The organism is Oceanobacillus profundus, assembly GCF_003515705.1.
Taxonomy (GTDB): Bacteria; Bacillota; Bacilli; order Bacillales; family Amphibacillaceae; genus Oceanobacillus; species Oceanobacillus profundus.
The window spans coordinates 30,434-57,070 of record NZ_QWEH01000003.1 but is presented as its reverse complement, the minus strand read 5'-3'; the positions used below and the strand labels follow the sequence as shown (position 1 = coordinate 57,070).

Below are 26,637 nucleotides of genomic sequence, written 5' to 3'. Positions count from 1 at the left end.
AAGGATTTTTTGCATGCCTATTATACAAATGTCTGAGAGTCTCGCAAACAAAATAGCAGCAGGAGAAGTTGTTGAACGACCGGCTTCTGTCGTAAAAGAGCTCGTGGAAAATAGCATCGATGCAAACAGTACTTGGATTAAGGTAGATATCGTTGAAGCCGGCTTACAGCAGATTAAGATTACTGATAATGGTGACGGAATGTCCGAGCAAGATGCAACGAAAGCGTTCCTCCGGCATGCTACAAGTAAAATAAAAAACGAAACGGATTTATTCCATGTGAAAACCCTTGGATTTCGTGGAGAGGCTTTAGCTAGTATAGCTTCTGTTAGTAAACTAATTGTTAAAACCTCACAGGGTGATTCGGCAAGTACTTTTCTAGCTTTAGAAGGCGGAAAGGTATTAGAAAAAAAGAAGTCCGATGCACGTAAAGGAACGGAAATCATCGTAGAGAATCTTTTTTTTAATACGCCAGCTCGATTAAAGTATATGAAAAGTTTGCACACGGAATTAGGTCACATTACAGACCTGCTAAATCGATTAGCCCTATCCCATCCAGAAATACGCTTTGAGGCGACACATAATGGGAAAGGTTTATTCAAAACAGCTGGAACTGGTGACGTGCTTCAAGTTATTTCACAAATTTATGGAATGAATATTGCTAAAAAAATGCTCCCAATTAAGCATGAGACCCTTGATTTTTCAATTGGAGGCTATATTGCCAAGCCTGAAGTAACAAGGGCTTCACGAGCCTATATCTCTACTATTATAAATGGACGCTATATACGAAGTGTAGCATTGAACCAAGCAATTATTCGTGCTTACCATACGCTTTTGCCAATTGGGCGGTCACCCATTGTTGTGTTATCAATCAAAATGGATCCAATTCTGGTCGATGTGAACGTCCATCCAACGAAGCTTGAGGTTCGATTTAGTAAAGATAGGGAATTGTTTACAGCAATTGAAGAAACGATTAAACAAAAATTTCGAGAAATAACATTAATACCAGAAATGGAAAGAAAAGTGACACCGAAAGAGAAATCGGTCCAGCATACGATGAATTTTGATAGTCCTGTAGTGGAGAGAGAGCGTGAGAACGGAGGATTGCAGTCGAAAGAACAGCTGGTAAAATACAATCCACCAGTCAATGAGGTCCGAGAGCCTGATGCTTCTTCCGTTGAATACGAAGAAAAATATACAGCAACGAAAGATGAAGCGGATACTGAAGAGAGTTTTCCTGCCGCATCCTATATAGAGACACCAGTGGTAGAGCAACAGCCTATAGAAGTTGATCAACAGCGTGTGCCGACTATGTATCCTATTGGTCAGTTACAAGGAACTTATATCCTGGCTCAAAATGAAAATGGACTTTATATGATTGATCAGCATGCTGCGCAGGAACGAATCAAATACGAATTCTTTAAAGAGAAATTAGGTAAGCCTATGAATGAATCACAGGAATTGCTTTTACCGATGACCTTTGAATTCTCAAAACGAGAAGCAATATTTATTGAGCAATATAAAGAAAGTTTTGAGAAAGTGGGTTTGTTTTTCGAAGCTTTTGGGAATCAAACCTATGTAATTCGCTCACACCCAAATTGGTTTCCGATAGGGTTTGAGGAAGAAGTTATACGTGAGATGGTCGAGCAAATTATGAATGAAGAGAAAGTGAATGTGGAATTGATTCGTGAAGAAGCAGCAATTCTAATGTCCTGTAAACGTTCCATCAAAGCAAACCATTATTTAAAGCAGGAAGAAATGTTTCGACTCCTGGAAGACTTGCGAACGACAACCGATCCATTCACATGCCCACATGGCAGGCCAATTATTGTTCACTTTTCGACGTATGAACTGGAAAAAATGTTCAAGCGCGTTATGTAACCAACCATTGTCCGTAAAGTAAAGTTTGTAAGTTTGGTGTTTTGATTAGTTTAGAATCCACTATAGGCCCAAGGTTCTTTTGGTAACCTAGTTAAGTAGTATTTGAAAGAAACTCCGAACTAACTTCTCGGCTGTTTTCTTCAAGTATGTGCAACAATCGCCGTCCGGGATCGCTCCGGGCGGATGCTTTCCGTGGGCACGGGGCTTCAGCCTCTCCGGAAGAAACCCGCTTCCGGTGAGTCTTCAGACACGCGCTGTTCCCACTGGAGTCACCGCCCTGCGCTCACCCGGACTGGTAGCACATCGATATCGTGTTTATTAATTCCACAAGGAATAATTGGTGAGCATATACTAGCGAAGTATATTTCCGGAGCGGGCAGACGCACAATCCATTTAAATACACTAATCCACAGTTTATATATTATAAGAATCATTCGGATTACAGTTGGAACTTCTTAATCTGTACGGGAGTTAAATTCGATATGTATAAATTGTTCACACCATGCCAAAGCTAACACTATGCATTATTGCAAATACATTTTAGGTGTGTGTAAAGTGGAAAATCAAAAGCTAGTTAATTTCTTAAATCAATTACTGTCAAACTACTTTATTATGTATGTAAAATTACACCGCTACCATTGGTTTGTTCAAGGTAGACATTTCTTTCAGTTACATGAAAAGATGGAGGAATTATATACACGATTTGCGACAGATATTGATGAAATCGCAGAACGGGTTTTAATGATTGATGGAAAGCCACTTGCTACTATGAGCAAATATTTAAAAGAAGCAACATTGGATGAAGCTAACGCAGATGATAAAGAGGAAGAGATCATCCAACAATTAATTCACGATTTCGCTCAAATCATATCGGAAATGAAACAGACAGGCATTCCGCTTGCTGGGGAATTAAATGATGAACCAACATCAGATTTGTTAATAACATTACAAGGCCAGCTAGAGAAAGATGTCTGGATGTTAAAGGCTTATATAGCTTATGAATAAAAACGTAATTTAGGGGAATACTATGAAAAAAAATGTAGTCGCAATTATGGGACCGACCGCTGTTGGCAAAACAAAATTAAGCATTGAGCTTGCAAAACGATTTAATGGTGAAATTATCAGCGGAGACTCCATGCAAGTATACAAAGGACTAGATATTGGTACAGCAAAAATTAAGCAGGCGGAAATGCAAGGTATTCCGCATCATATGCTTGATATAAGAGAGCCAGATGAGGACTTCTCTGCTGCTGATTTTAAGGAGCTGGTACAGCAATACATTGCTGAAATTACAGCACGAGGAAAGTTGCCGATTATTGTTGGTGGGAGTGGATTGTATATACAGGCCGCCCTTTATGATTATAATTTTTCAGATCGTAAAAGGGACCCTCTACTTACTAAAGAGATGGAGGAAATAGTTAAGTTAGAAGGAATTATGCCGTTATATCAGCGGCTAGAGCAAATTGATCCAGAGCAAGCTAAGAAAATTCATCCAAATAACCACCGACGGGTTATTCGTGCATTGGAAATCTATGAAACAACTGGAATGACAATGAGTGAATACGAAAAAAACCAAGTGATGGAATCACCTTATAACCCGATATTGCTTGGATTAGAAATGCCAAGAGCGCTATTATATGAGCGAATCAACGATCGAGTAGATCAAATGATTGAGAAAGGTTTAAAAACAGAAGTAAAAAAAGTGTATGATGAAGGATATGCCAGCTGTCAATCGATGAAAGCGATTGGTTATAAGGAATGGATCAGCTACTTTAAAGGTGAACAAAGTTTAGAGGGAACGGTTGAATTGCTGAAACGAAATTCAAGAAGATATGCAAAAAGACAATATACATGGTTCAAAAACAAAATGGATGTTACATGGTATTCTGTAACTCCTTCCACAATTGATGAAAATTTTACATTAATTTTCGAGGAATTAGCAGGAATTTTGAAAAAATGATAGAATTAATACATACAGATAGAAAAGAGGAGGAAGTTTGATGGCGCAATCAGTCAATATTCAGGATCAATACTTAAACCAATTGAGAAAGAATCATATTTCAGTTACTGTGATTTTAACAAATGGCTTTCAATTGAGGGGTATTGTTAAAGCATTTGACAATTTTACAGTTTTAGTAGAAACGGATGGTAAACAGCAGCTTATTTTTAAACATGCTATCTCAACCTTTGCTCCAGTTAAAAATGTAACTTTGGATAAAGAATAGCTATTGTAACGGACGCTAATTGAAGCGTCCGTTTTCCTGCTTTTAGAGGTGGAAATATTTAGAGACACACCTCATGTAATCAATTGATGGGGTTGTACTGGTACATAAATGATATAAATGGCGACATATTAAGAAGCGTAACTGTTCGATTGGATTGCGATTAAAATGACTTTAGTGGTTACATGACTTCATTTTTTATAAAATCATGTTGCATTTGAAATACCATATGCTGGGCTATTGTCACGCATATCTTCCTGTTTGCGTATAATGGGATGGAATAAGGGGTGATTTCATAGTGACACAGATGCAAGGATATAAAAATGGAAAGATTAATATAATTTTACAGGAACGAAAAGATACTATACCAAACGCAAAACCACTATCAATCGAAAACAGTCCGTTCAACAAGGTTGATGCTGCTTTTTCTTCATTTGTTGGAATGAATAATTTGAAGCAGACGATAAAGGAAATTTATGCAACTATCTTAATGAATGAAAAACGGAAAGAAATGGGATTAAAAAGCTCGAAGCAAGTATTGCATATGCTTTTTAAAGGTAACCCTGGCACAGGTAAAACGACGGTAGCTAGAAAACTGGCTAAAATGTATTATGATATGAATATTCTTTCCAAAGGGCATTTTATAGAGGCTGAAAGAGCTGATCTTGTAGGGGAATATATTGGTCAAACAGCGCAAAAAACGCGAGCAATTATTCAGAAAGCGATGGGTGGCATACTATTTATTGATGAAGCATATTCCTTAGCGCGTGGTGGAGAAAAGGATTTCGGTAAAGAAGCGATTGACACCTTAGTAAAGCATATGGAGGATAATCATGATGACTTTGTCCTTATTTTGGCTGGCTATCCGTATGAGATGGACCGCTTTTTAACATTTAATCCTGGTTTGGAGTCCAGATTTCCTTTTATCCTTGAGTTTGCAAACTATGAGGTAAATCAATTGATGGAGATCGCGAAGCAGATGGCATCGCTTCGGGAATATAACCTAACAAAAGAAGCAGAAAGGGAGCTGCGAAATCATCTATATAAAAAGCTCTATGAGAAAAACAGAAATTTTTCCAATGCAAGGTATGTACGAAATGTGATTGAGCGTGCAATTCGATTACATGCAGTGCGTGTTTTAGAGCAAGCGACTTATACAACGAAAGATTTGATTCAACTTACTGGAAATGACCTACAATTAGACCCTGATTAACGTTCTTTGTTATGATGGAAATACAAAAGCAAGACATAAAAGAAAGAGGTTACAAATGTCTAAAGAAAAAATACTAATTATCGCAGTAAAACAAAAGACACAAAGTGATGAACTTTTTTCTTCCTCATTAGAAGAATTAATCTCATTAAGCAAAACTGCAGGTGGAACGGTAGAAAAGGTTATGACTCAAAATAGAAATCGTATCCACCCTGCTACATATATTGGTGAGGGAAAAGTGCACGAAATGATTGCGTTTATGGAAGAAGTGGAAATCGATCTCGTCCTGTCGAATGATGAGCTTTCGGCAGGACAATTAAGAAACTTGACAGACCTTCTTGGAGTAAGGATTATTGATCGCAGTCAGCTTATCCTTGATATATTTGCAATGCGTGCGAGAACGAAGGAAGGGAAACTGCAGGTTGAGCTCGCTCAGCTAGAATATATGCTGCCGAGGTTACATGGTCAAGGAGTGGCAATGTCAAGACTTAGGGGCGGAATCGGGACAAGAGGTCCAGGGGAAACAAAACTGGAAACGGACCGAAGACATATAAATAAGCGTATCGATGATATTAAGAGCAGATTAAAGCAAGTTGTTAACCAAAGAACACAGTACCGTAAAAGAAGAAAAAATAATGCTACTTTCCAAATAGCGATTGTAGGCTATACCAACGCAGGAAAATCAACATTATTTAACCGATTAACGATGAGTGACTCACTTGAGGAAGATCTCTTATTTGCAACATTAGATCCATTAACGAGAAAGGTTCGTTTGCCTTCAGGGTTTGAACTGCTTATGACAGATACAGTTGGATTCCTTCAGGAGCTTCCAACAGCATTAATTGCTTCCTTCAGGTCAACATTAGAAGAAGTCGTTGAGTCAGATTTTTTATTACATGTAGTAGACGCATCCCATCCGGACCAAGTGCAGCAGCAGGATACTGTAAATCGTTTGCTTGAAGAGCTTGAGGCAAATCATTTACCGATGCTGACACTGTATAATAAAAGAGATATGGTGGAAGGGGACTTTATACCAGAGAATCATCCATACCTGTTAGTAAGTGCATACGATAAAAAGGACAATGAGTTGGTTTTGCAAAAGGTGGAAGACATGCTTAAAGAACAGTGGCAACCTTATTCGGTTGAATTAAATCCCGATCAAGGCAATTTAATCAATAAACTTACGAAAGAGACAATTATTACTTATAAACAGTTTGATGAAGATAAAAATAAATATTTGATTGAAGGGTCTATAAGAAAAGACCATGCATTGAATCATTTCTTATTATAGAAAATGAATTAAATGTATTCGACATTACTTTTTACAAATGAACAGCTAGAAGAGGAGAAACAAAAACAGATGATAGAAAATTGGATAACACAAGCAGAAGAAAATTGTGGAGAGCGATTTAAAGAAATTAATAAGATTGTAGAAATGAATCAAAAGAAAGTACTCGATGCTTTTATAAAAAATCGGATTAGCGATAGTCATTTTAATTCGACGACTGGTTATGGATATGATGATTTAGGGCGAGAGGGGATAGAAGCTGTTTATGCGGATGTCTTTGGCGGAGAAGATGCACTCGTTCGTCCGCAAATCGTCTCCGGGACACATGCGATTTCCACAGCTTTATTCGGGTTGTTGCGACCGAATGATGAATTAATCTATATAACTGGAAAACCTTATGATACGTTGGAAGAAGTAATCGGTAAACGAGGAAATAATGCGGGCTCCTTAATGGATTTTCATATTAATTATAATGAAGTTTCACTGACGGCGGATGGTTCAATTGATTATAGAAAGGTAAAACATGCAATCAATGAGAAAACAAAGGTTATTGGTATCCAGCGTTCGAAAGGATATGATGAAAGACCATCTTTTACAATTGACCAAATTGGTGAAATGGTTCGTTTTGTAAAGGAAATCAATCAAGACATTATTGTTTTTGTTGATAATTGCTATGGTGAATTTGTGGAAGATAAGGAACCACTTCAGGTTGGGGCAGACATTATGGCTGGTTCTTTAATTAAAAATCCAGGTGGTGGAATTGTACGAGCTGGTGGATATATTGTTGGGAGAGCGGATTTAATACACCAATGCGGGAATCGTTTAACAGCTCCAGGACTTGGTAAAGAGACCGGTGCTACGATGAACATGCTTCAAGAAATGTATCAAGGGTTCTTCCTTGCACCACATATTGTTGGAGAAGCGTTAAAGGGAGCAGTGTTAACCGCGCGTTTTCTGGAGTTGGTCGGGTTTCAAACATCACCAGGTTATAAGGAGAAACGAACAGACTTAATTCAATCGGTAACCTTTAAAGAAGCGGATCAAATGATAGCTTTTTGTCAGGCCATCCAGCAATATTCTCCAGTAAATTCCTTTGTTACACCGTACCCTAGCGAAATGCCGGGATATGAGGATGAGGTCATTATGGCCGCTGGTACATTTATTCAAGGTGCAAGCATTGAACTATCAGCAGATGGCCCAATAAGAGAGCCCTTTACAGCATTTGTTCAAGGAGGATTAACCTATTCTCATGTGAAAATCGCTTTAAAAGAATCCGTAAAAGCATTATTGGATAAAGGTTTTTTACCGGTTAAAAAGGGAATAGAATGACTATAAAGAGTTTCTATGAAAAACAATGTTAGGATTCCTGACATATAATTGACAGGATATCTTACATAATTTATAATGTTGTTATAAAAGCTTAGGGGGTTATCTTTTGAATGATCAAGATCGTCGTTCGATGCCCTTGTTCTCAATTGGTATAGTTATGAAACTAACTGAACTAACAGCGAGACAAATCAGATATTATGAAGAAAATGAATTAATCACACCGGAACGAACCTCGGGCAATCAACGTTTGTTTTCCTTCAATGATGTTGACAAACTTTTAGAAATTAAGGACCTTTTAGATAAAGGCTTGAATCTAGCCGGGATAAAGCTTTTGCTTAAGGGGGAAGTAATCGTTGAGGAGAAGGTTGAGCAGAAATCGGATATATCTGATAAAGAACTTCGAAAAATTTTAAAACATGAGTTAAGTGAAGCTGGTAGACTGGGAAGAACAAGCTTGCGACAAGGCGAACTTTCAAGATTTTTTCGCAGTTAGGTAAGCTTAAAATTTCCTAACTGTACAGTTGTTCTCAAGAAGTGTTGGGTTTTCTTAGAATTTGATGAATTAGTTTCTAAGAATAGCCTTTACGAATACCAAGCATCTAATGAAAAAGGTGTTAAGTATGTGAGGGAAGCAATGATATTTAACGACGTTTTTCAGGAGCTTCCCGCAGCATATTTATAATATATTTTTAGGAGGAGAAGCAAGTATGGGAGAGAGATTTACAAAGGAATCAATCAAGAAGCAAATTAAAGAGGAAAACGTTAAGTTTATCCGTTTGCAATTTACGGATATGCTTGGAACTATCAAAAACGTCGAAATCCCGCTAAGTCAACTAGATAAAGCTTTGGATAATAAAATGATGTTTGATGGTTCATCGATTGAAGGCTTTGTTCGTATTGAAGAATCGGATATGCAATTACATCCAGACTTGGATACGTTTGTAGTGTTCCCATGGACTTCAGAAAAAGGAAAGGTAGCTCGTTTTATTTGTGATATTTATAATCCTGATGGAACACCGTTTTCTGGATGTCCGAGATACAACTTGAAGCGTAACCTAAAGAAAATGGAAGAGTTAGGATTCACTGCATTTAATATTGGGACTGAACCTGAATTCTTTTTGTTCAAACTGGATGAAAATGGTGAGCCAACACTTGAATTAAATGATCATGGTGGATATTTTGACTTAGCACCAACAGATTTAGGGGAAAATTGCCGTCGGGATATCGTTTTGGAGTTGGAAGAAATGGGCTTTGAGATTGAAGCTTCTCACCATGAGGTAGCTCCAGGGCAACATGAAATTGACTTTAAATACTCTGATGCGATCAAGCATGCAGATGATATTCAAACTTTTAAATTAGTTGTTAAAACAATTGCAAGAAAGCATAATCTGCATGCAACTTTTATGCCAAAACCATTATTCGGAGTAAATGGCTCTGGAATGCATGTGAATATGTCATTGTTTTCCGGTAAAGAGAATGCCTTTTTTGATAAAAGTGGTGATATGGAATTAAGTAAAACTGCATTTCAATTCCTTGCTGGAATATTAGAACATGCAACGCATTTTACAGCTGTTACAAATCCAACAGTAAATTCCTATAAGCGATTAGTTCCTGGATACGAAGCACCTTGTTATGTTGCTTGGTCTGGATCAAACCGTAGTCCATTAATTCGAATTCCAACATCTAGAGGGTTAAGCACTCGTATTGAGGTTCGCAGTGTAGATCCAGCCGCAAACCCATATCTGGCACTTTCTGTATTGTTAGCTGCTGGCTTAGATGGAGTGGAAAATAAAATGGAGCCGCCAGTTTCGATTGATCGTAACATCTATGTAATGGATAAAGCAGAACGCGAAGCAAATGGTATTAAAGATTTACCTGCTACGTTAATGGATGCACTAACTGAACTTAAGAAAGATGAAGTACTTGTTGAAGCACTAGGTGAGCATTTATTTGAACACTTTATTGAAGCGAAGGAAATTGAATGGGATATGTTCAGAACAACTGTTCACCCATGGGAGAGAGAGCAGTATCTAACAAATTATTAAGCGTGTTTATTTGGTGAGTGCGGTTAAATATTTAGTGAAGTTCAATGCTTGATATTTGGCATGTACCCACGAAATAATCACCAAATTATCGGTTGAGAAAAAGTAAAAATTCTTGGGGTTTACGCTTGGGGCACGGATCATAAATAGAGAACTGAAAACACCTGTGCCCCAGATATGCCCCAAAACTTTTCATTTCAGTATTTTATTCATGTAATCATCATATTGGATTGTGTTGCTTTTCTCCATTTTTTGAGATACGTGAGAATATACGTCAGCGGTTATTTGATAGCTCCCGTGACCAAGGCGTTCTTGTAAATACTTCATATCTGCCCCAGCTTCCAACATTAAAACTGCGTGCGTGTGACGTAAAGAATGAATAGGTAAAGGGTTTATGTTTGCTAGTTTCAAGATACGAGAAAAGGCGTTAAATAAACTAGACTTTGGCATAAAGTTTCCGTCTTGCCTACATAATACAAGATTCAGGTCGTGATGATATAGGTCATTGACCTGTTTTTTGTTTTGATTTTGCCAGTTTAAATGAAACCGCAACTCTTCGACAACAGATTTTCTAATGGTAATTATGCGTTCTGAGCTTATGGTTTTTGTATCTCCAAACATTTCATCTTTATTTCTAGGTTGAAAGTCAAGGCTTTTATTTATATTGATAGTACCATTTTTAAAATCAATGTCCGTCCACTGCAAAGCAGCAGCTTCCCCTTTACGCATGCCGGTTTCAATAAGTAACTTGAAAAATATCCAGTAAATATATCCATACTGATAGGCGTTAGACAAAAAAGCATCCACCTGATCAGAATCAATATATTTTATATCCTTATTATTTTCTTTTCCAGGTATTAATGCATCCTGGCATGGATTATCAGTTATAAGTTTATTAACTTTCGCTCTTTTCATAGCGCTATAAATTGCGTTGTGTACCTTTAATATTGTATTTCTAGCAAGTTTCTTATCTTTGTACAAGTAGTTTAAAAAAGATTGATAGAGGGAAGGGGTTACCTCTTTTAATTCAATATTTTTGAAGTATGGATTAATGTGATTATCAATACTTCCCATTAAGGTCCATAGTGTGTTCTTACGTACGTTTTCAACTTTATATTCCTCAATCCAAAATTTTAGATAGTCTTTTAACATAATATAACTTTGATCATAGCCATCTTGTAATTTACGTTGTACATCTTCGGCAGCGAGTTTCGCTTCTGGTTTCGTGCGAAATCCCATTTTTGATTTTTCTTTGCTTTTTTTAGTAATCGCATCGACGTATCGGATGCGGTATTCCCACCCGTTCCCACGTTTGCGATAGGTGATATTTGCATTCATCATTGAATCTTTCCTTTCTATGTTAGTGGCAGCATACAACTTTTTCTTATACATTTCATAACATCATTGACTGTCACCTCCTTAAATGAGTTAATTACCACACAACTGAACATACGTTCTGTTTCAGTGCGTAAGAGAGGGTGTACAGACGTTTGTACACCGTTATAATTAATTTATCTTATTTAAACAATGAAAAGAATCCTTTTTTCTTCTTTTTTGTAAGAGGTTGTCCTGTCGCTTTTTTCTTGATGTATTTTTTCGGGTTGCTTAGAGCTGTTGCTCCACCTTTGCCGTATCCTGGTGTAACGGATTTTTTAACACTTCTTTTCACACTAGATTTCGCTTTTGAAATAGGGGACCTTGGTTTTCTTATCTTCACTTTTATCACCTACTTGTATTTAAAGATTTTCAATCCATTAGTTCGTCCCTTAAAGAGGGGGCATACAAGTTAATTTACACTTTTATTGTTATTCGCAGCCTACTCCGTCACCGTCTCTATCCAAATGAGATGCGTAACCAGGGTCACCTTTATATACAGGTGCGGCGCCAGCATTTCTTGCTTCGGTACAGTTTTTATAGTAAACATCTGTACTTGCTGTTGTAGAACCACTCGAACTAGATGACCCAGAAGAGCCTGAACTACCACCTGTTGATGCAGATGCTGTTGAAGTAGGGGGAGCAGCTTTAGCACTTGCTAATTGCGATTCTAAACTACTCACTTCGCTATCTAGTTCTTTATTTTCTGCTGTAAGTTCACTAACTTTCTTCTCTAACTCCTCAATTTCTGCATCTTGGCTTTCAAGTGATGCGATTTGTTTCTTGTAATCATCATTTTCAGACGATAATTTCTTAACCTCATCTTCAAGTCCTGAAACATCTTCCTCGTGTTCAGTTTCTAATTCCAATAACGCTGTTTCTAGTTCATCTTTCTCTGATTCTAAAGATTTGTTTTCAGTTGTTAGAACTTCGACATCTTCTAATGCTTCATTTAATCTTGCTTGGGTTCCGATTTCCGCAGATCCAATAATTATTAGAACAAACCCGCCGATTAAGAAAGGATAGAAGATTTTCTTAGATAATACTCTTTCTTTGTCTTTTAACTTTTTAATAAAGTGAAAAACAAGGTAAATTAATGCGGAAATAATAGCAAAAACACCTAAAATCGAAATGGCAATCATATATGTCGCTCCTTTGTCTCTTTATTTTTATATAGAAATATCCCTTTAGCTCATCCAATAACTTTTACTCTATTTCGTCCTTAGAAATAAAGTCGAATTCTATTCGCTGTTCTTCTCCTAATTGTCCATTCACCGGATCGACAGCACCATCTTCCACTATGTATGGCCCATCCATTATTAATTCGATTCTTTCAGGCAAAGAATCGTGGCTTCCCATAACAATGGTAAATGCACCTATTTCTTTTACTTTTCCGTAATACGTTTGTACAGCAGGATTCTCAGACATGATACCGGAGTCACTATTTAATTGCTCGCCATCACTAGTAACCACTGTTATATTACCATTGTAATCAACATCAAAGTCATTAGTATTCTCAACATCTGTTGTTATCTGAATGGCTTTGATGTTTTCTTGTCCATCATACATATATTGATATTCTTCATTTACATCGATGTCCACCAGTGCAACAGACAGATCAACCTTAAAACCGTCAAAGTCTACTTCATACATTCCGGTTTCTTCATTAATCCCATCATTTAGGTACATACCAAGCATATAAAATTTACCAACATCCGTTTCGAATTCCCAAAAGTCATCTTCTATTTCTTCAGGTTCTTGTTCACTTTCTTGCTCTTCCATCCATTCAGCTTGTTTCTCAGCAGAACTTCTATTATCCTCAGTTTCTTCAACAGGGGGGGGATCGCTCTCATTGCAAGCTGCCATAAATAATATTAAAGTTATAAATACAAAAAATAGATGTCTTTTCAATTTAAATCACCATCACCTTTCTTAAATATATAAAAGAATATTTGTTCTTGAATCAATGTACCCATATAAATGTTAAAATTTTTTTAAATGACTGACTTCTTTAGGTACACAATATATTTCGGCAATCTCGTGCAATGTCAATCTGTCATCCAGATGTTCGTAAATCAATTTATCTGGAAGAAGAAGTTCAACTGCGAATCTATTAGCTTCATTTTCTATCTTATCAATAGAAAAAAGAGTTTTTCTTTTAAGAGAAGGGGCGTTAATTCTTGGATGAACTTCTGAATGTCCTAACTCGTGGGCTAAAGTAAATATCTTTTCTCTCTCATTCAAGTTAGAATTTAAAAAAATAAATTGATTTCTTCTTATATATTTATAAAATCCTAATATTTCTTCGTGCATATTTTTTTCGAATACAAATATTTTCTTTGCTGATGCAATTTCATACGGATCATTGGTTCCGTATTTTTCTACAAGGTTTTCAACGATTTCTTTAATCCACATAAAATGCCCCCTCAGAATTATTCTTTATCTCTAAATTTTTTTGGGGTATATTTTTTGTTTGCTAAAGTAGCTATACGTTCAGCATGTTCTAAAGCTTCCAGTAAGGACTCAATAGCTTCTTCACTCATTGGCTCTCCCATGAAGTTCAAACCTTCACCATCAGCATTGCCTTCTATTAAATCTTTTTTTATTTTTTTCATTCGTTTAGCTATATCTTTTTCGTCTTTCTCTGTTAATCCAGATTCTTCACTGTAACCAAGTAAATAATCAGTTTTTGTATTTAGAGCTTTAGCTAACCTTACTACGTCATCATGACTTAATGAGGTATATCCTCTTTCCCAATTAGAAATTACTTGGGCGGATGAATTAATTTTACTTCCTAATTCTACTTGTGTTAAACGCATTTCTTTTCTTAATTTTTTTATTCTATCCCCAGTATTCATGGGTGTTCCCCCTGTTCAATTCTATCGATCATCATTACATACATATTACCAAAAGTAACGCAATATGTTATATAACTAACGGTATTTGAGAAAAAGTTTAAAATAACTGTTGACAATAACCGAATCCGTTAGTATTATTAAATTAACGGAAAACGTTAGTTGGAGGTGAGAGAAAAATGATACACGAAAATGTAGAAAAAATAAGAATGTCAAAAGGCGTTACTAAAACGCACTTAGCAAATAAATTAAATTTATCTTTACAAGGTTACATTCATATAACCTCTGGTAAAACAAGATTAGACGTAGAACGCCTAAAAGTTATAGCGAAAACATTAAATGTAAACCCGGCTGTTTTTTTTGATAATAAACTAACGGAATCCGTTATAAAAAGTCTGGAAACAAACAATAAATCAGCTATCTAACCACATCACTATCACATCCAAGATTATATATCTAATCGAGCGGAGCATGCGACGATCTATCAATTGCGGTAGGGAGCAGGACTAATAGGTAACGCCATGATATTAGATGCTTAATCTTGGGTGTGAAAATCAAAGGTGATCAAATTAAGGAGGTAAGTAAATGAATCAATTAACAAAAATGTTTGACGGTCAGCAACTAAGAATTATCGAGCAAAACAATGAACCTTGGTTTGTGGCTAAAGATGTTTGCGACATTTTAGAAATTAACAACAGCAGACAAGCTCTAACTCGTTTAGATAGCGATGAAAAAGCTAGTGTCACTTTAAATGACGGGAGTCAAAAAAGACAGATGCAGGCGATAAACGAATTTGGTTTATACAGTTTGGTTTTATCAAGTCGAAAACCAGAAGCTAAACAATTCAAACGATGGATAACACATGAAGTCATTCCATCTATCAGAAAACATGGAGCATACATGACACCAGAAACAATCGAACAGGCTTTATTAAATCCAGATACTCTTATCAAGCTAGCAACAAACTTAAAAGAAGAGCAAACCAAGCGTATCCAAGCAGAGCAAACCATTGAATTACAAAAACCAAAAGTTGTTTATGCGGATGCAGTAAGTGTTTCGAAAGACACTGTATTAATAAAAGACTTAGCAACTGTATTAAAGCAAAAAGGTATAGATATTGGAACAAATAGACTTTTCAGTTGGTTACGAGTCAATGGTTATCTTTGTAGGCAAAAAGGTGAAATGTGGAACACTCCAACTCAAAGAAGTCTTGATTTAGGAATCATGGTTACAAAGCACGGGTTAAGAAGTGGCTCTGACGGCGAAATGAGAAAAACTCGCACTCCAAAGATAACTGGGAAAGGTCAGATTTACTTCGTCAACAAATTATTAAATATACAGGAGGTCATCTAATGTTCCAAATCCAAGTCAATCAAGACGAACTAAAACAAATATATTTGGAAGAAGTATGGAAACGACTGAACAAGATTGAATTAGAAACTACCTACTGGGATACGAAAGAGCTAAAACGACAAACCAATATGTCTTGGAACACAATGCAAGAAAAATTCTTTAACGATCCAAATTTCCCGAAATTTAACACAGGTGGAAAATGGTATTTTCCTGCGAAAGAATGTCGCTCATTTTTAGAGCAGTGGGCGAAAGACAATCAATATCAATCGCTTCTATCGCAGGAAATTAATCAAGCAATCTAACAATCTAGCAAAACCAACTTGAGGGAGTCGGTAATTACATTATAAGTCAGTCAGCATCCCAGGTCTTTGCCATAGTGGCAAATTTGCTTATAGAGCAAATTCGAGGGAGGTGAGTAGCGAATGCAATTTGGTGCGATCTTACGAAAAATGCGGAAAGGAGCTGGTATGAGCCAAGAAAGCATGGCTAATGCGCTCTATATGTCAATCAGCAATGTATCTAGGTTGGAAACAGATCTATATGAACTTAAAGCGGAAATTTTAATAAAGTGGTGCAAAATCACAAACAACCCAGACGTGCTTATGTCTCTATATGCATCTGCACAAGTGGTCGATCAACTACAACCATACGCATCAATAATCACAGGCACAATACTAGGAGGGTTTACATGGATTTTTTAGATGAAGATCTACCAAAAGCCGAAAAAGAATCTAAGGATTTTTCTAACAGTATGTTTATGGCAACTTATCACGGTTATCAAAAAGATTATTATCAGATTGCAAACTACTTAGAATCAGCAGCTAAATCAGCTCGTCGATTAGCCGAAATGCAAAAACAAAAGAAACTATATGACCAAGCGAGAAATTTGTTGTACCTGATTGAACAAGAAGAGATTCGGAGGTTTTATCCATGAGAAATCGAATCATTGAATACTTTATCGCTGACGATGCTAGCGATGTAACACTATCACAGGAATTACTGTTTTACGGAATTATGGGGAGCCCAATTTTAATATTTATCATCACTATGATTTTAGTTTAGGAGGGTTTAAATGAGAGCTTATATCAGATTATGGGGCAATGATTATCTTTTAACACAAGTTGATTGGCATGGAAACGGAGAATTATCGTCTGTTGCTTTCCGTGATGAAAACAATAAGTTTTACGTAATTCTAAATATGCATTCTGTGCTTACGAGTGATGCTGAAACGAATAGATATTCAGACTACCCAATCCATGCAGACCTAGAAGAAGTCGTATTTTGGACAGAAAAAAAGCCCACTGTGTCAAGTGAGCAGGATTAAATAGATTAATTATATTTTACCACAAACTAAATAGATTTGGAAGGCTTAGTCCTTCCTTTAGCGGATAGAAATATCGATTCATCCCCCCTGATAACCTCCTAGGTGTTTCTGTCTGCTAAAGGGGAGATTAACCCTAATAAATTGAAAGGAGAATAAAATAAAAACGCCCGTTGCACCGGACGTTTTGAAAATCACCAAATTAATCAAATATAACCCTATTATACATCGGATTAGAAATAGGGACAAGGAGAGGTTAATGTGAATAATTTTGTCCAGTATTACATGGATGCCCGAAAAAAGGACTCTAAACCAGAAAACAGGCAGTTAATTTTTACTGCAGTTGCTAGGTCTATTGCTGAAATGGGAACAATTGAGGATTTGAAATCTTTAGTTTCATACTACGAAAGTGAATGGGGGAAGAATTTCGATGAAGAAAATAATATTGCTTAAGCTGGAGCTCACCAATTTTAAAGGGATTAAGCATCAAGAATTTACGTTTAACGGAATGAATGCAGGTATTTTTGGAGAAAACGGAACCGGTAAAACGACTGCAAAGGATGGATTCATATGGTTGCTGTTCGATAAAGACAGTCAGAATCAAAAGGAATTTGGAATTAAGACCTTGCGCGATGGGAAAGTCATTCACAAACTTAATCACGAAGTGGAAGCTGTTTTCCTAATAGATGACAGAAAGCTTTCATTAAAAAAAGTGTTCACAGAGAAATGGACTAAAAAACGTGGATCCATTACAGCTAATTTTACTGGCCATACTACAGATTATTACGTAGACGACGTCCCAAGTAAGAAAAAAGAATATGAAGAAATTATAAAATCCATCGTAGAAGAGGATGTATTTAAACTCCTAACCAGTCCAGGATTTTTCAACGAAAATGTCCACTGGAAAGACCGTCGTGATTTGCTTCTTGAAATTGCGGGAGATATTACCGACGAAGATGTCATTAGAACTAATTCAGACTTATCCAAACTAATCGATGTTTTGAGCGGTAGAAGCATCGAGGACCATAAAAAAGTAATTACTGCTAAACGTAAAGAAATAAATCAAGAGCTGGATCGCATTCCAATAAGAATTGACGAATTATACCGAGGAATGCCAGATACCGGAGGATTAAGTAAAGAAAATATCCTTTCTGAACTTGATAATCTGGCAGATGAAATAGACTCGAAACTATCAAATATAAATAACCTACGTAGTGGTAGTGAGGTTAACAATCTCAAAATGAAAATCAGTGAGATTGACATGGAACTAGCTAACGTCAAAAAAGAACATGCTCAACAGGGTCAACAAGAGTTGTACAGCTTAAAAGCTAAACTTCAAGAGGAGCAATCTAATGTAGGCATTCTACAGTCAAGAGTTTCCTCGTTTGAACAACGTAAGAGCATTAATTCAAGTAATATCAAAGATTTAGAAGAGCGCATGGGAGAACTGCGTAATCAGTGGATTGAAAGAAATACTCAGGAGTTCGATCATGAAAATAGTTGTAGCTGCCCGACCTGCGGTCAAGACCTTCCAGAGGAACAAAAGGAAGAAGCGTTAGCTAACTTCAATCGCAATAAGGCGCAATTGCTTGAAACTATAAATAAAAAGGGCGTTGAACTAAAAGAAAAATTGCAAATTCTTATTGAAGAAAATGAACGTGCTGATACCGAGATAAACAAACTTAATCAGCAAGTATCTAATAAACAATCTGAGATTATCAAGCTCGAAACCAAAATTAAAGAATCAGAAAGCAATATTAAACCTATCTCTGAAAATCCTTTATATCAAAAGCTTATGAACGATAGACAAGTTTCTGAACAAGAAATTGAAACTTTGAAAACGTCAGTTGAAGCCTCTGTTCAAGAAGTTCAGATTGAGATTCAAACATTAAAAGAAAAGCAGAACGCTCTAACATCAGATTTAAGCTCTCTAAATGAGTCAGGAAGAGTTAAGTCTAGAATTGCAGAGCTTGAGGAGCAACAACAGAATTTAGCTGCAGAATTTGAGCGACTCGAGCATGAATTATTCCTTGCTGAAGAATTCGTAAAAACAAAGGTAAATCTACTTACCGAGAAAATAAACAGCAAATTTAAATACGCTAGGTTCAATCTGTTTAAGGAACATATTAACGGTGGATTAGAGGAAACGTGTGAAACAACGTATGAAGGAGTTCCTTATTCAAGCGGTTTGAACAATGCTGCAAGGATAAATGTTGGCTTGGATATTATCAATACTCTATCAGAGCATTACGGTGTACAAGCTCCAATATTCGTTGATAACGCAGAGAGTGTTACAAAATTGATTGATATTGATGCGCAGGTTATTAGCTTGATTGTTTCCGAAGAAGATAAGGAATTGAGAATTGAAGTTAAAGAAGAGCGGGAGGCAGCTTAATGGGTAGAACTCCTGGTAAATGGCAGTTAGGTAGGAACTCAGACTCAGTAATAACAGATCGCATTGAAAACACTGATGATAAACATGTTGCGTACTATGGCGGCCGAGTAGTCGCTGAAAGCATATCAAGCGATTCCGATAGACATTTAATAAGCGCTGCACCGGAATTACTCGAAGCGCTACAGGAAGTTCTTAAGTATTGTAACGATGAAGTCCATAGTATCGACGTATGGGAAAGGGCAGAGCATGCAATTAGAAAAGCGGGAGGAGAAAGAGAATGAGCAATAATCAAGTAGCAATTATTCAAAAAGATATTACAGACGATGTAAATAAAAGCTTAACTAGGTTGCAGGATGATGGGTTGCAACTCCCATCCAACTATAATGCTAGCAACGCGTTAAAAAGTGCCTTTTTTAAACTAAGAGAAGTGAAAGATAAGAGCGGCCGACCGGCATTAGAGGTTTGTACCAGGGAATCAGTAGCGAATTCATTGTTAGACATGGTTGTACAAGGTTTAAGCCCAGCTAAAACTCAATGTTATTTCATCGTTTACGGTGATCAACTGCAACTTAATCGTTCTTATTTTGGTACGCAATCAGTTCTTAAACGATTAACAAACGTAAAAGACATTTGGGCAAACGTAATTTTTGAAGGAGATGTTTTTGATTATGAAATCGTTGGCGGGCGCGAGAAATTGTTGAAGCATGAAACAAACTTCTTGAATAGAGATAACGATATTTTAGGAGCCTATGCTGTAGTTAAAACAAGTGATGATGAGGAATTGTTGACGCCTATGACTAGAAAAGAAATCGATACAGCTTGGGCACAATCTAAAACAAAGCAATCGGTACACCAAAAATTCCCGCAAGAGATGGCCAAACGTACAGTTATCAATAGAGCAGCAAAAGCTTTTATCAATACCAGTGATGACAGTGATTTACTTGTCCAAGCAATCAATAATTCAACTGAAAATGAATATGACAATGACCGAGTAGATATTACTCCAGAAAAGTCAGCTCAAAAACAAATTGCAGAAAATGCAAATAGCGAAGAAATAGACGTTGAAGATGTAGAGTTTACGGAAGTTGACCAGAGTGATGATCGTCAAGATACTACAGAATCAGTGCCTGAACCGAAGCAAAATCACCAAGATCAAGGTCCTGCATTCTGATGATTGAAATAAAGACACTAGCATCCGGATCAAAGGGAAATTGCTACCATATTACAGATGGTAGCACTCCCTTGCTTCTGGAGTGTGGAATACCATTCAAATCAATCAGAAGAGCGCTGAATTTTGAAACTAGTAACTTAGCAGGGTGTTTGGTCACACATGAGCATAAAGATCACTGCGCCGGTTTAAAAGACGTCACAAGGTCAGGAATTGACTGTTACATGTCACCAGGAACCGCAGAAGCGGTCGGGGTTAGTAATCATAGAATCAAAAAGGTTAAATCTAAGCAGCAATTTGAAATTGGAACATGGACAGTACTTCCATTTGATGTTCAGCACGATGTATCGGAACCATACGGATTCCTGCTAGTAAATAAGGTTGGTGAGAAGCTTTTGTTTGCTACTGATACTTATTACATTCGATACAAGTTCAAGGGGCTAACACATCTTTTAATTGAGTGCAATTATAGCATGGATATTTTGAATAATAACATCGAGAACGGACACACCCATATAGGTATGAAAAATCGTCTTATTAAGTCTCATTTTAGCTTAGAAAACGTTAAGGAGTTTTTGTTGGCCAATGATCTATCAAAAGTTCAAGAGATACACTTACTACACTTGTCAGATGCAAATAGCAATGAAGCATTTTTTAAAAGAGAAATACAAGAGCTGACAGGAAAAGTAGTTTACATCGCATGAATTAACAAAATAAAACGGGTTGGAGGTGAGGTGAGTGGCCAGACCAATAAAAGAAGGCTTAGACTACTTCCCATTAGATGTTGACATAGATCAAGATGACAAAATCGCATTAATTGAAGCAACACATGGACTCGAAGGTTTCGGTGTAATTATAAAAATGTTAATGAAAATCTATGACAACAGTTATTACTATCAATGGGAAGAAAAAGAACAGTTATTATTCTCACGTAGAGTTAATGTAGACATTAATAAAGTTAATGAGGTCATTAATGATTGCTTAAAGTGGGGTATTTTTTCAAAACAACTATATGACAACCATAAAATCCTTAGTTCTACTGGGATTCAAAAGCGATATTTAGAAGCATCCTCCAGAAGAAAACGTGTCAACATCGACACTGAATACCTGTTATTGGACGAAAAGGACATTAAAGCGTACAGAAACTTAGTTATTGTAGACATTAACTCGATAGATGATGACATTAGTACACAAAGTAAAGTAAAGGAAAGTAAAGTAAAGGAAAGTAAAGAGAAAGTAGAGGAAATAACTCCACCTTCTCCAACTACTGACGATGCAATTGTTTATTATCAAAACAATATTGGAATGATTAGACCTGGTATCACAGAAGAAATGCTTGATTGGATAAATGACATGGGTGATGAAATGGTCACTGAAGCATTAAAAAGATCGCTTTATAGAAATAAACCTAGCTGGGGATATGCGAAAAGTATTTTGAAATCATGGCATGAAAAAGGGGTTAAAACCATCGAGCAGGCAAATGCAGAAGAGGTTGAGTTCAAAAATAAACAGACGTCTGGAAAACCTTTTTATCCTAGACAACAACAAGCAGAAGTTGTTCCAGACTGGTTTAAAAATAAAAAACACAAACAAGCTGCAAGTGCTGAACAAACTTCAGAAGAAAATAATGATATAGCCGAACAACAGAGAAGGCTAGCAGAACGATTAAAGCAATTTGCTAAATGAAGGAGGAATTAAATTGAGCATAAACAGAGTGATTTTAGTTGGTAGGTTAACAAGAGATCCAGATTTACGATACACACCAAACGGCGTCGCAGTAGCTAATTTCAACATAGCGGTAAATCGCCCATTCAAAAAAGAGGGTGAGCAACAACAGGCTGACTTTATCAATGGGGTTGTTTGGAGAAAACCAGCTGAAAATCTAGCAAACTACATGAAAAAAGGTAGTCAAATCGGCGTCGATGGAAGAGTACAAACGCGGATATATGAAGGACAAGACGGTAAAACGGTCTATGTTACCGAAGTTGTTGCCGATAGTATTCAGTTTTTAGAGTCTAAGGGTAATCAAGGCTCTGATAACCATGGAAGTTACGGTCAAAGTAATAGCGGTAGTCAACCAAATGTGCAACCAAGTCAAAATAATTCATTTGAAGGCGGAGACCCAATTGATATATCAGATGATGATCTCCCATTTTGACCAGAATCAAAAATAAACCTTAGGAAGTGATCTCATGAAATTAGCTTATACACAAGAACAGCTCATGATTAATCACATCAAAGATCAACTACACGAATTGGGTTATCTCGACACAGAGGGTAAAACCAAGAGAGAACTAAAACTAGCATTAGCAAGGGAACGAGCGATTAGAGTTGAAGCTGGAAACCCTGAAAGTGGGTGGTTCTGATGGCAGTAAAGAAGCGTAGAGGTCCGGATCCAATAGTTATTCCAAAAAAGCTGTCAGAGTGGATTAACGGTAACGGAACAAATGCTTATGTAAATAACTACAAAAAGGGTGGAGGTAAAATACAAAATGAGCATTTATACAGGCAAAAGAGGGCAAGCCTTTGAAATTGAATTGAATTACACCAATCAACTTTATAAAAACAAGGGACGAGCATTAATCAACAAGCGACCTACACCAGTAAAGGTTCTGAAATCAAAAGGAACCAGAGTATTGAGTGGGTTCTTTGAAGAGAAGAGTACCGTTGATTACGACGGAGTTTATCAAGGTAGATCAATCGTTTTTGAAGCAAAGTCAACAAATGAAAAGAGACTCCCATTCAGCATCATTCAAGATCATCAGGTCAGATATTTGGACCATGCAGAAAAGCAAGGAGCGGTTTCCTTCCTAATCGTCGAAATGAGTGCTGTTAGAGAGGTTTATCTTATTCCAAATAACATGCTTCAAAAATATATTAAAAACGCTAAAGAAGGAGGGAGAAAATCTATTCCAATGTATGATATAGAGGTTTATGCATTTATGGTTGAATCGAAAAACGGGGTGCCACTCGATTACCTGTCAGTCGTTGATAGTTTGATAGAATCAGCAGCTTAATAAAAATTGGAGGTATTACCAATGGAATTTGATTACATGGTCGATTTAAATGAATTCGCAGATGGAGCATTAGCAGCTCGTTTTAACGAGGAACTTCAGAAAGTGCTTGATAACATCGCAGATCCTAACACGGATCCAAAGAAAGCAAGAACAGTAACTATTCAAGTTAAATTTTATGGTGATGAAAGACGGGACGTTATCAACGCTTCAGTAGTAGCAAAATCGAAACTGTTGCCAGCTAAAGAAGCTGATACCAAGTTGTTAATGGGCGCTGATACCAATGGAAATATCATCGGAAAAGAGCTTCGTTCTGGCGTAAAGGGTCAAATGTTTGTCGATGATGATGGAGATGTAGCGATTGATACGGGTGAAAAAGTAAACGAAGTAGTCAAAGGAGAAGGTCCAGATAAAGTAATCAGTTTTAGAAATCAATCAACTAATTAAAAATTGGAGGAATGAAAAATGATTAAAGAAGCATTGCAGTACATCGTAGGTATGGGTAAAGCGGAAATTCACAAGGAAAATGGCCAAAGTTATTCGGATAAAAAATTACATTTAATTGAGGAGCCAACTGCAGGACCATTTATTGTTCACACATTAAGCGGATTAGTAGATTATGTTAGTTCAGGCGTAGATAAATCGGATAAAATGATTGTCCATGTAGTAAGTCCGACAGAAGTTAGAGTGGAATCCCCTCTTAACAGAGATAGAGTAAGAGATTACTATGTAAACGCCGAGGCGCTTATCCCAGAATTTCGATTTGATCGCTGGTACGACACGGAGGATTTTAACATTAAGCTTCAATCATGCTTTGTAAAAAGTGAAGATCGTGACATTATGTTGAAAGTGGTGGGAAATATCACGGAAGACCAGGTTAAAACAGTTAGTGATGATGGGGTATCCCAAGCTGTAGTTGCAAAAGTAGGGGTTGCTTCAGTTGGAAACGTGGAAGTACCAAATCCTGTATCGCTTGCTCCGTATCGTACATTTGTTGAGGTTGAACAACCACAGAGTGATTTCATATTCCGGATGCAATCTGGTCCACGTTGTGCTCTATTCGAGGCAGACGGAGGGGCTTGGAAGAATGAAGCAATTGATAACATAAAAAATTATCTTGAAGCAGCTTTAGCAAAAGAAATAAATTCCAAGCATATCACGATCATTGCATAAATAATAACGGCCCGTTTCGGCGGGCCTAACATTCGCACAGAAAAGAGGAATAAAATGCAGCTAGATTTGTTAAAGGAAATTATAGTTGTTAGATGATTTAGTCAAACAATAAAAATGTTAGATGGTTTCATCGAAAAGTTTAATTATCTTATTTTGCTCGGTGAGAACAATGAAAAATATTTGGTGAGGAGGACTATTTGATGAGTGGACGGTCGAAAGAGATAAAAGAAAAATTACACCATATCAGATGTGTTTTAGGGATTGTAGGTGACCAAGAAACAGTTAATATGGCTGCTGATTTAGAAGATTTGATAATTCAGGAATCTGAACGTGTAGAGGAATTGGAAGATGCAAGAAATGATGAATATGAAACATATACTAACAATCTGAAAATACTCAAAAAAGAAAACCAACGCTACAAACAGGCATTACTAGTAATAGAATCTGGAGAATCAGTTTTATTCACACCCTACAACGAGAAGTTATGGAAGGTTTTAAACATTGCTAGAGAAGCTTTGAAAGGAGAAACAGAAAAACATGACACCATTACAAGAGATAACAAATATATCTGATAAGCTTCCCCTGTCAGTGTTGAAAGATATAAAACAGAGAATTGGAGACTGGTTGGCATCCGGAGGAAACGAAGATGATCCATACATTGAGCAACAGTTACGTTTTGCGAGGAGATTTGTTTCATTAGAAAAATTAAACAAATAAAAAAGACCAACCCTCCTCCAGTCAACCCAGTGCAATTACCACTTTCAAGAAATTAATAACAACAGGGAGTGATCTAGCAAATGCAGCAAAACAAAGAAGATTTTCAACTAGTAGAGGGAGCAAGTAAGCTAGAATTTGATATAATGGATATGCCTTCCAGTTGTGTGATAGTTATTTGTGATGGTGTAGTGAAGATGAGGGAGCTCCCACCATTCGGTGAATACAAAATCGTTACACATCAAGGGAAGGTGAAACGAATGCGGCGGGAAGAGGGGGAGGAGTTTTGAAAGGTTTTTTAAAAGGGAAAACGACTTTTTTAGGGATAATTGTAATTCTGTTAATGTTAGTAATACCCTTGATTATTGCAATTCTATTAAACTTAGATATTTTTAGTTTTGCCTTAGGTTCTACTGATAGTTGGATTAGTTTCTGGGGGAGTTATATTGGTGGCGGTATAGGTATGATAGCAGTAATTCTTACAACTTTATATATCGTAAAGAAAGATTCTCAAGCGAATAAAGAAAGTTTAGATCTACAACATGAGCAATTTGATAAGCAAATATCACAGCAAAGAGAGCAGTTCGATAAGCAATTTTCACAACAAAAAGAGCAATTTGAAAAACAACTTTCACTACAGAAAGATCATTTCGAGAAACAACTTAAAAATCAAACGGAGTCATTAAGAATAACAGATGCTAACGAACGAAATAGAATATACCTAGAAATAATGATTAATGAGACAAACAGGATACTCGAACTTCTTAACAGAATTGCTTTATTGACTAGTGATTACTTTATTATGATAAAAGATCTTTACTTAGCGTGTTACAAAGGACAATATGAGGACCATATAAATAGACAATTACCAGAAGTGTCCCAAAGGGAGTATGAGTTATTTTTAAATTTAAATGAAATGCTATCATTGTTCTTTTCTAAAGTAACTTTTATTGAAGACACAAGTAATATAGAAGATATTGAATTTATGTATGATGATAGTAAAATTTTTAAGAATCGAATTAATGACCATATTATTAATTCACATCACGAGATTAAGAAATTTGATGGTTTAAAAGTTAAAGATGAAGAAACAACGAAGAGGAAAATGAAAGAAACTGATGAGCTAGCTCATCAGATAATAAGAGAAATTAATCAAGAGTCTGTTAACTATAAAGACTATTTAGTTGAATTTATTCTCAAATTGCAAAAATAAATAGTTCTTCCAGCCATCTGGGGAACACTGAGTGACTGTTTGATGATTCTCCATTATGGTAAAGTGAAGCGGATGCGGAAGGAAAGG

General features: G+C 36.5%; 38 protein-coding genes. 32 read left to right on the top strand and 6 right to left on the bottom strand.

The window, feature by feature from the left end; genetic code table 11:
• Nucleotides 1-13 precede the first annotated feature (13 nt).
• The 9 genes from mutL to glnA all read left to right on the top strand — a co-directional run bounded on the left by mutL (nt 14) and on the right by glnA (nt 9,973).
• Nucleotides 14-1,879 carry a DNA mismatch repair endonuclease MutL gene (mutL, locus tag D1B32_RS05865; protein WP_095308779.1) on the top strand — a complete coding sequence of 622 codons (1,866 nt, stop codon included), beginning with the start codon at nt 14-16 and terminating at the stop codon, nt 1,877-1,879.
• A 555-nt stretch (nt 1,880-2,434) separates the two neighbouring features.
• Nucleotides 2,435-2,884, top strand: coding sequence for a Dps family protein (locus tag D1B32_RS05860; protein WP_095308781.1), 450 nt, complete (start codon nt 2,435-2,437; stop codon nt 2,882-2,884).
• A gap of 22 nt (nt 2,885-2,906) precedes the next feature.
• Nucleotides 2,907-3,839, top strand: a complete 933-nt coding sequence (gene miaA, locus D1B32_RS05855) for a tRNA (adenosine(37)-N6)-dimethylallyltransferase MiaA (RefSeq protein WP_118888900.1) — start codon at nt 2,907-2,909, stop codon at nt 3,837-3,839.
• Nucleotides 3,840-3,879: 40 nt separating this feature from the next.
• Nucleotides 3,880-4,104, top strand: coding sequence for an RNA chaperone Hfq (gene hfq, locus D1B32_RS05850; RefSeq protein ID WP_095308785.1), 225 nt, complete (start codon nt 3,880-3,882; stop codon nt 4,102-4,104).
• A gap of 292 nt (nt 4,105-4,396) precedes the next feature.
• The gene (gene spoVK, locus D1B32_RS05845; RefSeq protein ID WP_379601280.1) at nt 4,397-5,314 is read left to right on the top strand and encodes a stage V sporulation protein K; all 918 of its coding nucleotides are present in this window, start codon (nt 4,397-4,399) and stop codon (nt 5,312-5,314) included.
• A gap of 55 nt (nt 5,315-5,369) precedes the next feature.
• Nucleotides 5,370-6,602 (top strand): GTPase HflX, encoded by a 1,233-nt coding sequence (gene hflX / locus D1B32_RS05840; RefSeq protein WP_118888898.1) that lies wholly within the window; start codon nt 5,370-5,372, stop codon nt 6,600-6,602.
• A gap of 69 nt (nt 6,603-6,671) precedes the next feature.
• The gene (locus D1B32_RS05835) at nt 6,672-7,928 is read left to right on the top strand and encodes a methionine gamma-lyase family protein (protein WP_118889012.1); all 1,257 of its coding nucleotides are present in this window, start codon (nt 6,672-6,674) and stop codon (nt 7,926-7,928) included.
• Nucleotides 7,929-8,058: 130 nt separating this feature from the next.
• Nucleotides 8,059-8,421 carry a MerR family transcriptional regulator gene (locus tag D1B32_RS05830; RefSeq protein ID WP_118889011.1) on the top strand — a complete coding sequence of 121 codons (363 nt, stop codon included), beginning with the start codon at nt 8,059-8,061 and terminating at the stop codon, nt 8,419-8,421.
• Nucleotides 8,422-8,635: 214 nt separating this feature from the next.
• Complete coding sequence (glnA, locus tag D1B32_RS05825) at nt 8,636-9,973, top strand: type I glutamate--ammonia ligase (RefSeq protein WP_118888897.1); 1,338 nt, start codon at nt 8,636-8,638, stop codon at nt 9,971-9,973.
• A gap of 189 nt (nt 9,974-10,162) precedes the next feature.
• On the opposite strand, the gene D1B32_RS05820 is transcribed toward glnA, so the two are convergent.
• The 6 genes from D1B32_RS05820 to D1B32_RS05795 form a co-directional block, all read right to left on the bottom strand.
• A complete protein-coding gene (locus tag D1B32_RS05820) occupies nt 10,163-11,308 on the bottom strand; it encodes a site-specific integrase (protein WP_118889010.1) in 1,146 nt (381 codons plus the stop codon).
• A 178-nt stretch (nt 11,309-11,486) separates the two neighbouring features.
• Nucleotides 11,487-11,687, bottom strand: a complete 201-nt coding sequence (locus D1B32_RS05815) for a hypothetical protein (protein WP_168927285.1) — start codon at nt 11,685-11,687, stop codon at nt 11,487-11,489.
• Nucleotides 11,688-11,775: 88 nt separating this feature from the next.
• The gene (locus tag D1B32_RS05810) at nt 11,776-12,486 is read right to left on the bottom strand and encodes an excalibur calcium-binding domain-containing protein (protein ID WP_118888895.1); all 711 of its coding nucleotides are present in this window, start codon (nt 12,484-12,486) and stop codon (nt 11,776-11,778) included.
• A 64-nt stretch (nt 12,487-12,550) separates the two neighbouring features.
• On the bottom strand, nt 12,551-13,255 hold the full coding sequence (locus D1B32_RS05805; protein ID WP_118888894.1) for a hypothetical protein: 705 nt from the start codon (nt 13,253-13,255) through the stop codon (nt 12,551-12,553).
• A 72-nt stretch (nt 13,256-13,327) separates the two neighbouring features.
• The gene (locus D1B32_RS05800) at nt 13,328-13,759 is read right to left on the bottom strand and encodes an ImmA/IrrE family metallo-endopeptidase (RefSeq protein ID WP_118888893.1); all 432 of its coding nucleotides are present in this window, start codon (nt 13,757-13,759) and stop codon (nt 13,328-13,330) included.
• Between the two features lie 17 nt (nt 13,760-13,776).
• Nucleotides 13,777-14,202, bottom strand: coding sequence for a helix-turn-helix domain-containing protein (locus D1B32_RS05795; RefSeq protein ID WP_118888892.1), 426 nt, complete (start codon nt 14,200-14,202; stop codon nt 13,777-13,779).
• Between the two features lie 176 nt (nt 14,203-14,378).
• Between D1B32_RS05795 and D1B32_RS05790 the strand changes: the two genes are divergently transcribed.
• The 23 genes from D1B32_RS05790 to D1B32_RS05695 all read left to right on the top strand — a co-directional run bounded on the left by D1B32_RS05790 (nt 14,379) and on the right by D1B32_RS05695 (nt 26,550).
• A complete protein-coding gene (locus D1B32_RS05790) occupies nt 14,379-14,624 on the top strand; it encodes a helix-turn-helix domain-containing protein (protein WP_118888891.1) in 246 nt (81 codons plus the stop codon).
• Between the two features lie 160 nt (nt 14,625-14,784).
• Nucleotides 14,785-15,552: a phage antirepressor gene (locus tag D1B32_RS05785; protein ID WP_118888890.1), complete on the top strand. Its 768-nt coding sequence runs from the start codon at nt 14,785-14,787 to the stop codon at nt 15,550-15,552.
• On the top strand, nt 15,552-15,854 hold the full coding sequence (locus tag D1B32_RS05780) for a group-specific protein (RefSeq protein WP_118888889.1): 303 nt from the start codon (nt 15,552-15,554) through the stop codon (nt 15,852-15,854). Before D1B32_RS05785 ends, D1B32_RS05780 begins: the two co-directional genes overlap by 1 nt.
• A 120-nt stretch (nt 15,855-15,974) precedes the next feature.
• Nucleotides 15,975-16,253, top strand: coding sequence for a helix-turn-helix domain-containing protein (locus D1B32_RS05775; protein ID WP_118888888.1), 279 nt, complete (start codon nt 15,975-15,977; stop codon nt 16,251-16,253).
• Nucleotides 16,241-16,486, top strand: coding sequence for a hypothetical protein (locus tag D1B32_RS05770; RefSeq protein ID WP_118888887.1), 246 nt, complete (start codon nt 16,241-16,243; stop codon nt 16,484-16,486). The genes D1B32_RS05775 and D1B32_RS05770 overlap by 13 nt, the downstream gene beginning before the upstream one ends.
• Nucleotides 16,483-16,614: a hypothetical protein gene (locus D1B32_RS24425; RefSeq protein WP_262366387.1), complete on the top strand. Its 132-nt coding sequence runs from the start codon at nt 16,483-16,485 to the stop codon at nt 16,612-16,614. The genes D1B32_RS05770 and D1B32_RS24425 overlap by 4 nt, the downstream gene beginning before the upstream one ends.
• A 10-nt stretch (nt 16,615-16,624) precedes the next feature.
• Entirely contained in the window at nt 16,625-16,876 is a 252-nt protein-coding gene (locus D1B32_RS05765; protein ID WP_118888886.1) for a hypothetical protein, read from the top strand.
• A gap of 258 nt (nt 16,877-17,134) precedes the next feature.
• Nucleotides 17,135-17,326, top strand: a complete 192-nt coding sequence (locus tag D1B32_RS05760; RefSeq protein WP_118888885.1) for a hypothetical protein — start codon at nt 17,135-17,137, stop codon at nt 17,324-17,326.
• Nucleotides 17,304-19,268 carry a hypothetical protein gene (locus D1B32_RS05755; protein ID WP_118888884.1) on the top strand — a complete coding sequence of 655 codons (1,965 nt, stop codon included), beginning with the start codon at nt 17,304-17,306 and terminating at the stop codon, nt 19,266-19,268. Before D1B32_RS05760 ends, D1B32_RS05755 begins: the two co-directional genes overlap by 23 nt.
• Entirely contained in the window at nt 19,268-19,549 is a 282-nt protein-coding gene (locus D1B32_RS05750) for an XkdD/Y8K6 family phage-associated protein (RefSeq protein WP_118888883.1), read from the top strand. Before D1B32_RS05755 ends, D1B32_RS05750 begins: the two co-directional genes overlap by 1 nt.
• Complete coding sequence (locus D1B32_RS05745) at nt 19,546-20,439, top strand: recombinase RecT (RefSeq protein WP_118888882.1); 894 nt, start codon at nt 19,546-19,548, stop codon at nt 20,437-20,439. Before D1B32_RS05750 ends, D1B32_RS05745 begins: the two co-directional genes overlap by 4 nt.
• Entirely contained in the window at nt 20,439-21,140 is a 702-nt protein-coding gene (locus D1B32_RS05740; protein WP_118888881.1) for an MBL fold metallo-hydrolase, read from the top strand. Before D1B32_RS05745 ends, D1B32_RS05740 begins: the two co-directional genes overlap by 1 nt.
• Nucleotides 21,141-21,174: 34 nt before the next feature.
• Entirely contained in the window at nt 21,175-22,122 is a 948-nt protein-coding gene (locus tag D1B32_RS05735; protein WP_118888880.1) for a Lin1244/Lin1753 domain-containing protein, read from the top strand.
• A gap of 13 nt (nt 22,123-22,135) precedes the next feature.
• Entirely contained in the window at nt 22,136-22,594 is a 459-nt protein-coding gene (gene ssb, locus D1B32_RS05730) for a single-stranded DNA-binding protein (protein WP_275669468.1), read from the top strand.
• Nucleotides 22,595-22,628: 34 nt separating this feature from the next.
• Nucleotides 22,629-22,802, top strand: coding sequence for a hypothetical protein (locus D1B32_RS23680; RefSeq protein WP_158586214.1), 174 nt, complete (start codon nt 22,629-22,631; stop codon nt 22,800-22,802).
• The gene (locus tag D1B32_RS23675) at nt 22,802-22,966 is read left to right on the top strand and encodes a hypothetical protein (RefSeq protein ID WP_158586213.1); all 165 of its coding nucleotides are present in this window, start codon (nt 22,802-22,804) and stop codon (nt 22,964-22,966) included. The genes D1B32_RS23680 and D1B32_RS23675 overlap by 1 nt, the downstream gene beginning before the upstream one ends.
• The gene (locus D1B32_RS05725) at nt 22,929-23,453 is read left to right on the top strand and encodes a Holliday junction resolvase RecU (protein WP_187393138.1); all 525 of its coding nucleotides are present in this window, start codon (nt 22,929-22,931) and stop codon (nt 23,451-23,453) included. Before D1B32_RS23675 ends, D1B32_RS05725 begins: the two co-directional genes overlap by 38 nt.
• Before the next feature lie 21 nt (nt 23,454-23,474).
• On the top strand, nt 23,475-23,897 hold the full coding sequence (locus tag D1B32_RS05720; protein ID WP_118888879.1) for a replication terminator protein: 423 nt from the start codon (nt 23,475-23,477) through the stop codon (nt 23,895-23,897).
• Between the two features lie 18 nt (nt 23,898-23,915).
• Nucleotides 23,916-24,623, top strand: a complete 708-nt coding sequence (locus D1B32_RS05715; protein ID WP_118888878.1) for a hypothetical protein — start codon at nt 23,916-23,918, stop codon at nt 24,621-24,623.
• Nucleotides 24,624-24,823: 200 nt separating this feature from the next.
• Nucleotides 24,824-25,195, top strand: coding sequence for a hypothetical protein (locus D1B32_RS05710; protein WP_118888877.1), 372 nt, complete (start codon nt 24,824-24,826; stop codon nt 25,193-25,195).
• Nucleotides 25,161-25,340 (top strand): DUF6877 family protein, encoded by a 180-nt coding sequence (locus tag D1B32_RS24225; protein ID WP_118888876.1) that lies wholly within the window; start codon nt 25,161-25,163, stop codon nt 25,338-25,340. Before D1B32_RS05710 ends, D1B32_RS24225 begins: the two co-directional genes overlap by 35 nt.
• Nucleotides 25,341-25,420: 80 nt before the next feature.
• On the top strand, nt 25,421-25,627 hold the full coding sequence (locus D1B32_RS05700; protein WP_118888875.1) for an XtrA/YqaO family protein: 207 nt from the start codon (nt 25,421-25,423) through the stop codon (nt 25,625-25,627).
• On the top strand, nt 25,624-26,550 hold the full coding sequence (locus D1B32_RS05695) for a hypothetical protein (RefSeq protein WP_118888874.1): 927 nt from the start codon (nt 25,624-25,626) through the stop codon (nt 26,548-26,550). Before D1B32_RS05700 ends, D1B32_RS05695 begins: the two co-directional genes overlap by 4 nt.
• Nucleotides 26,551-26,637 lie beyond the last annotated feature (87 nt).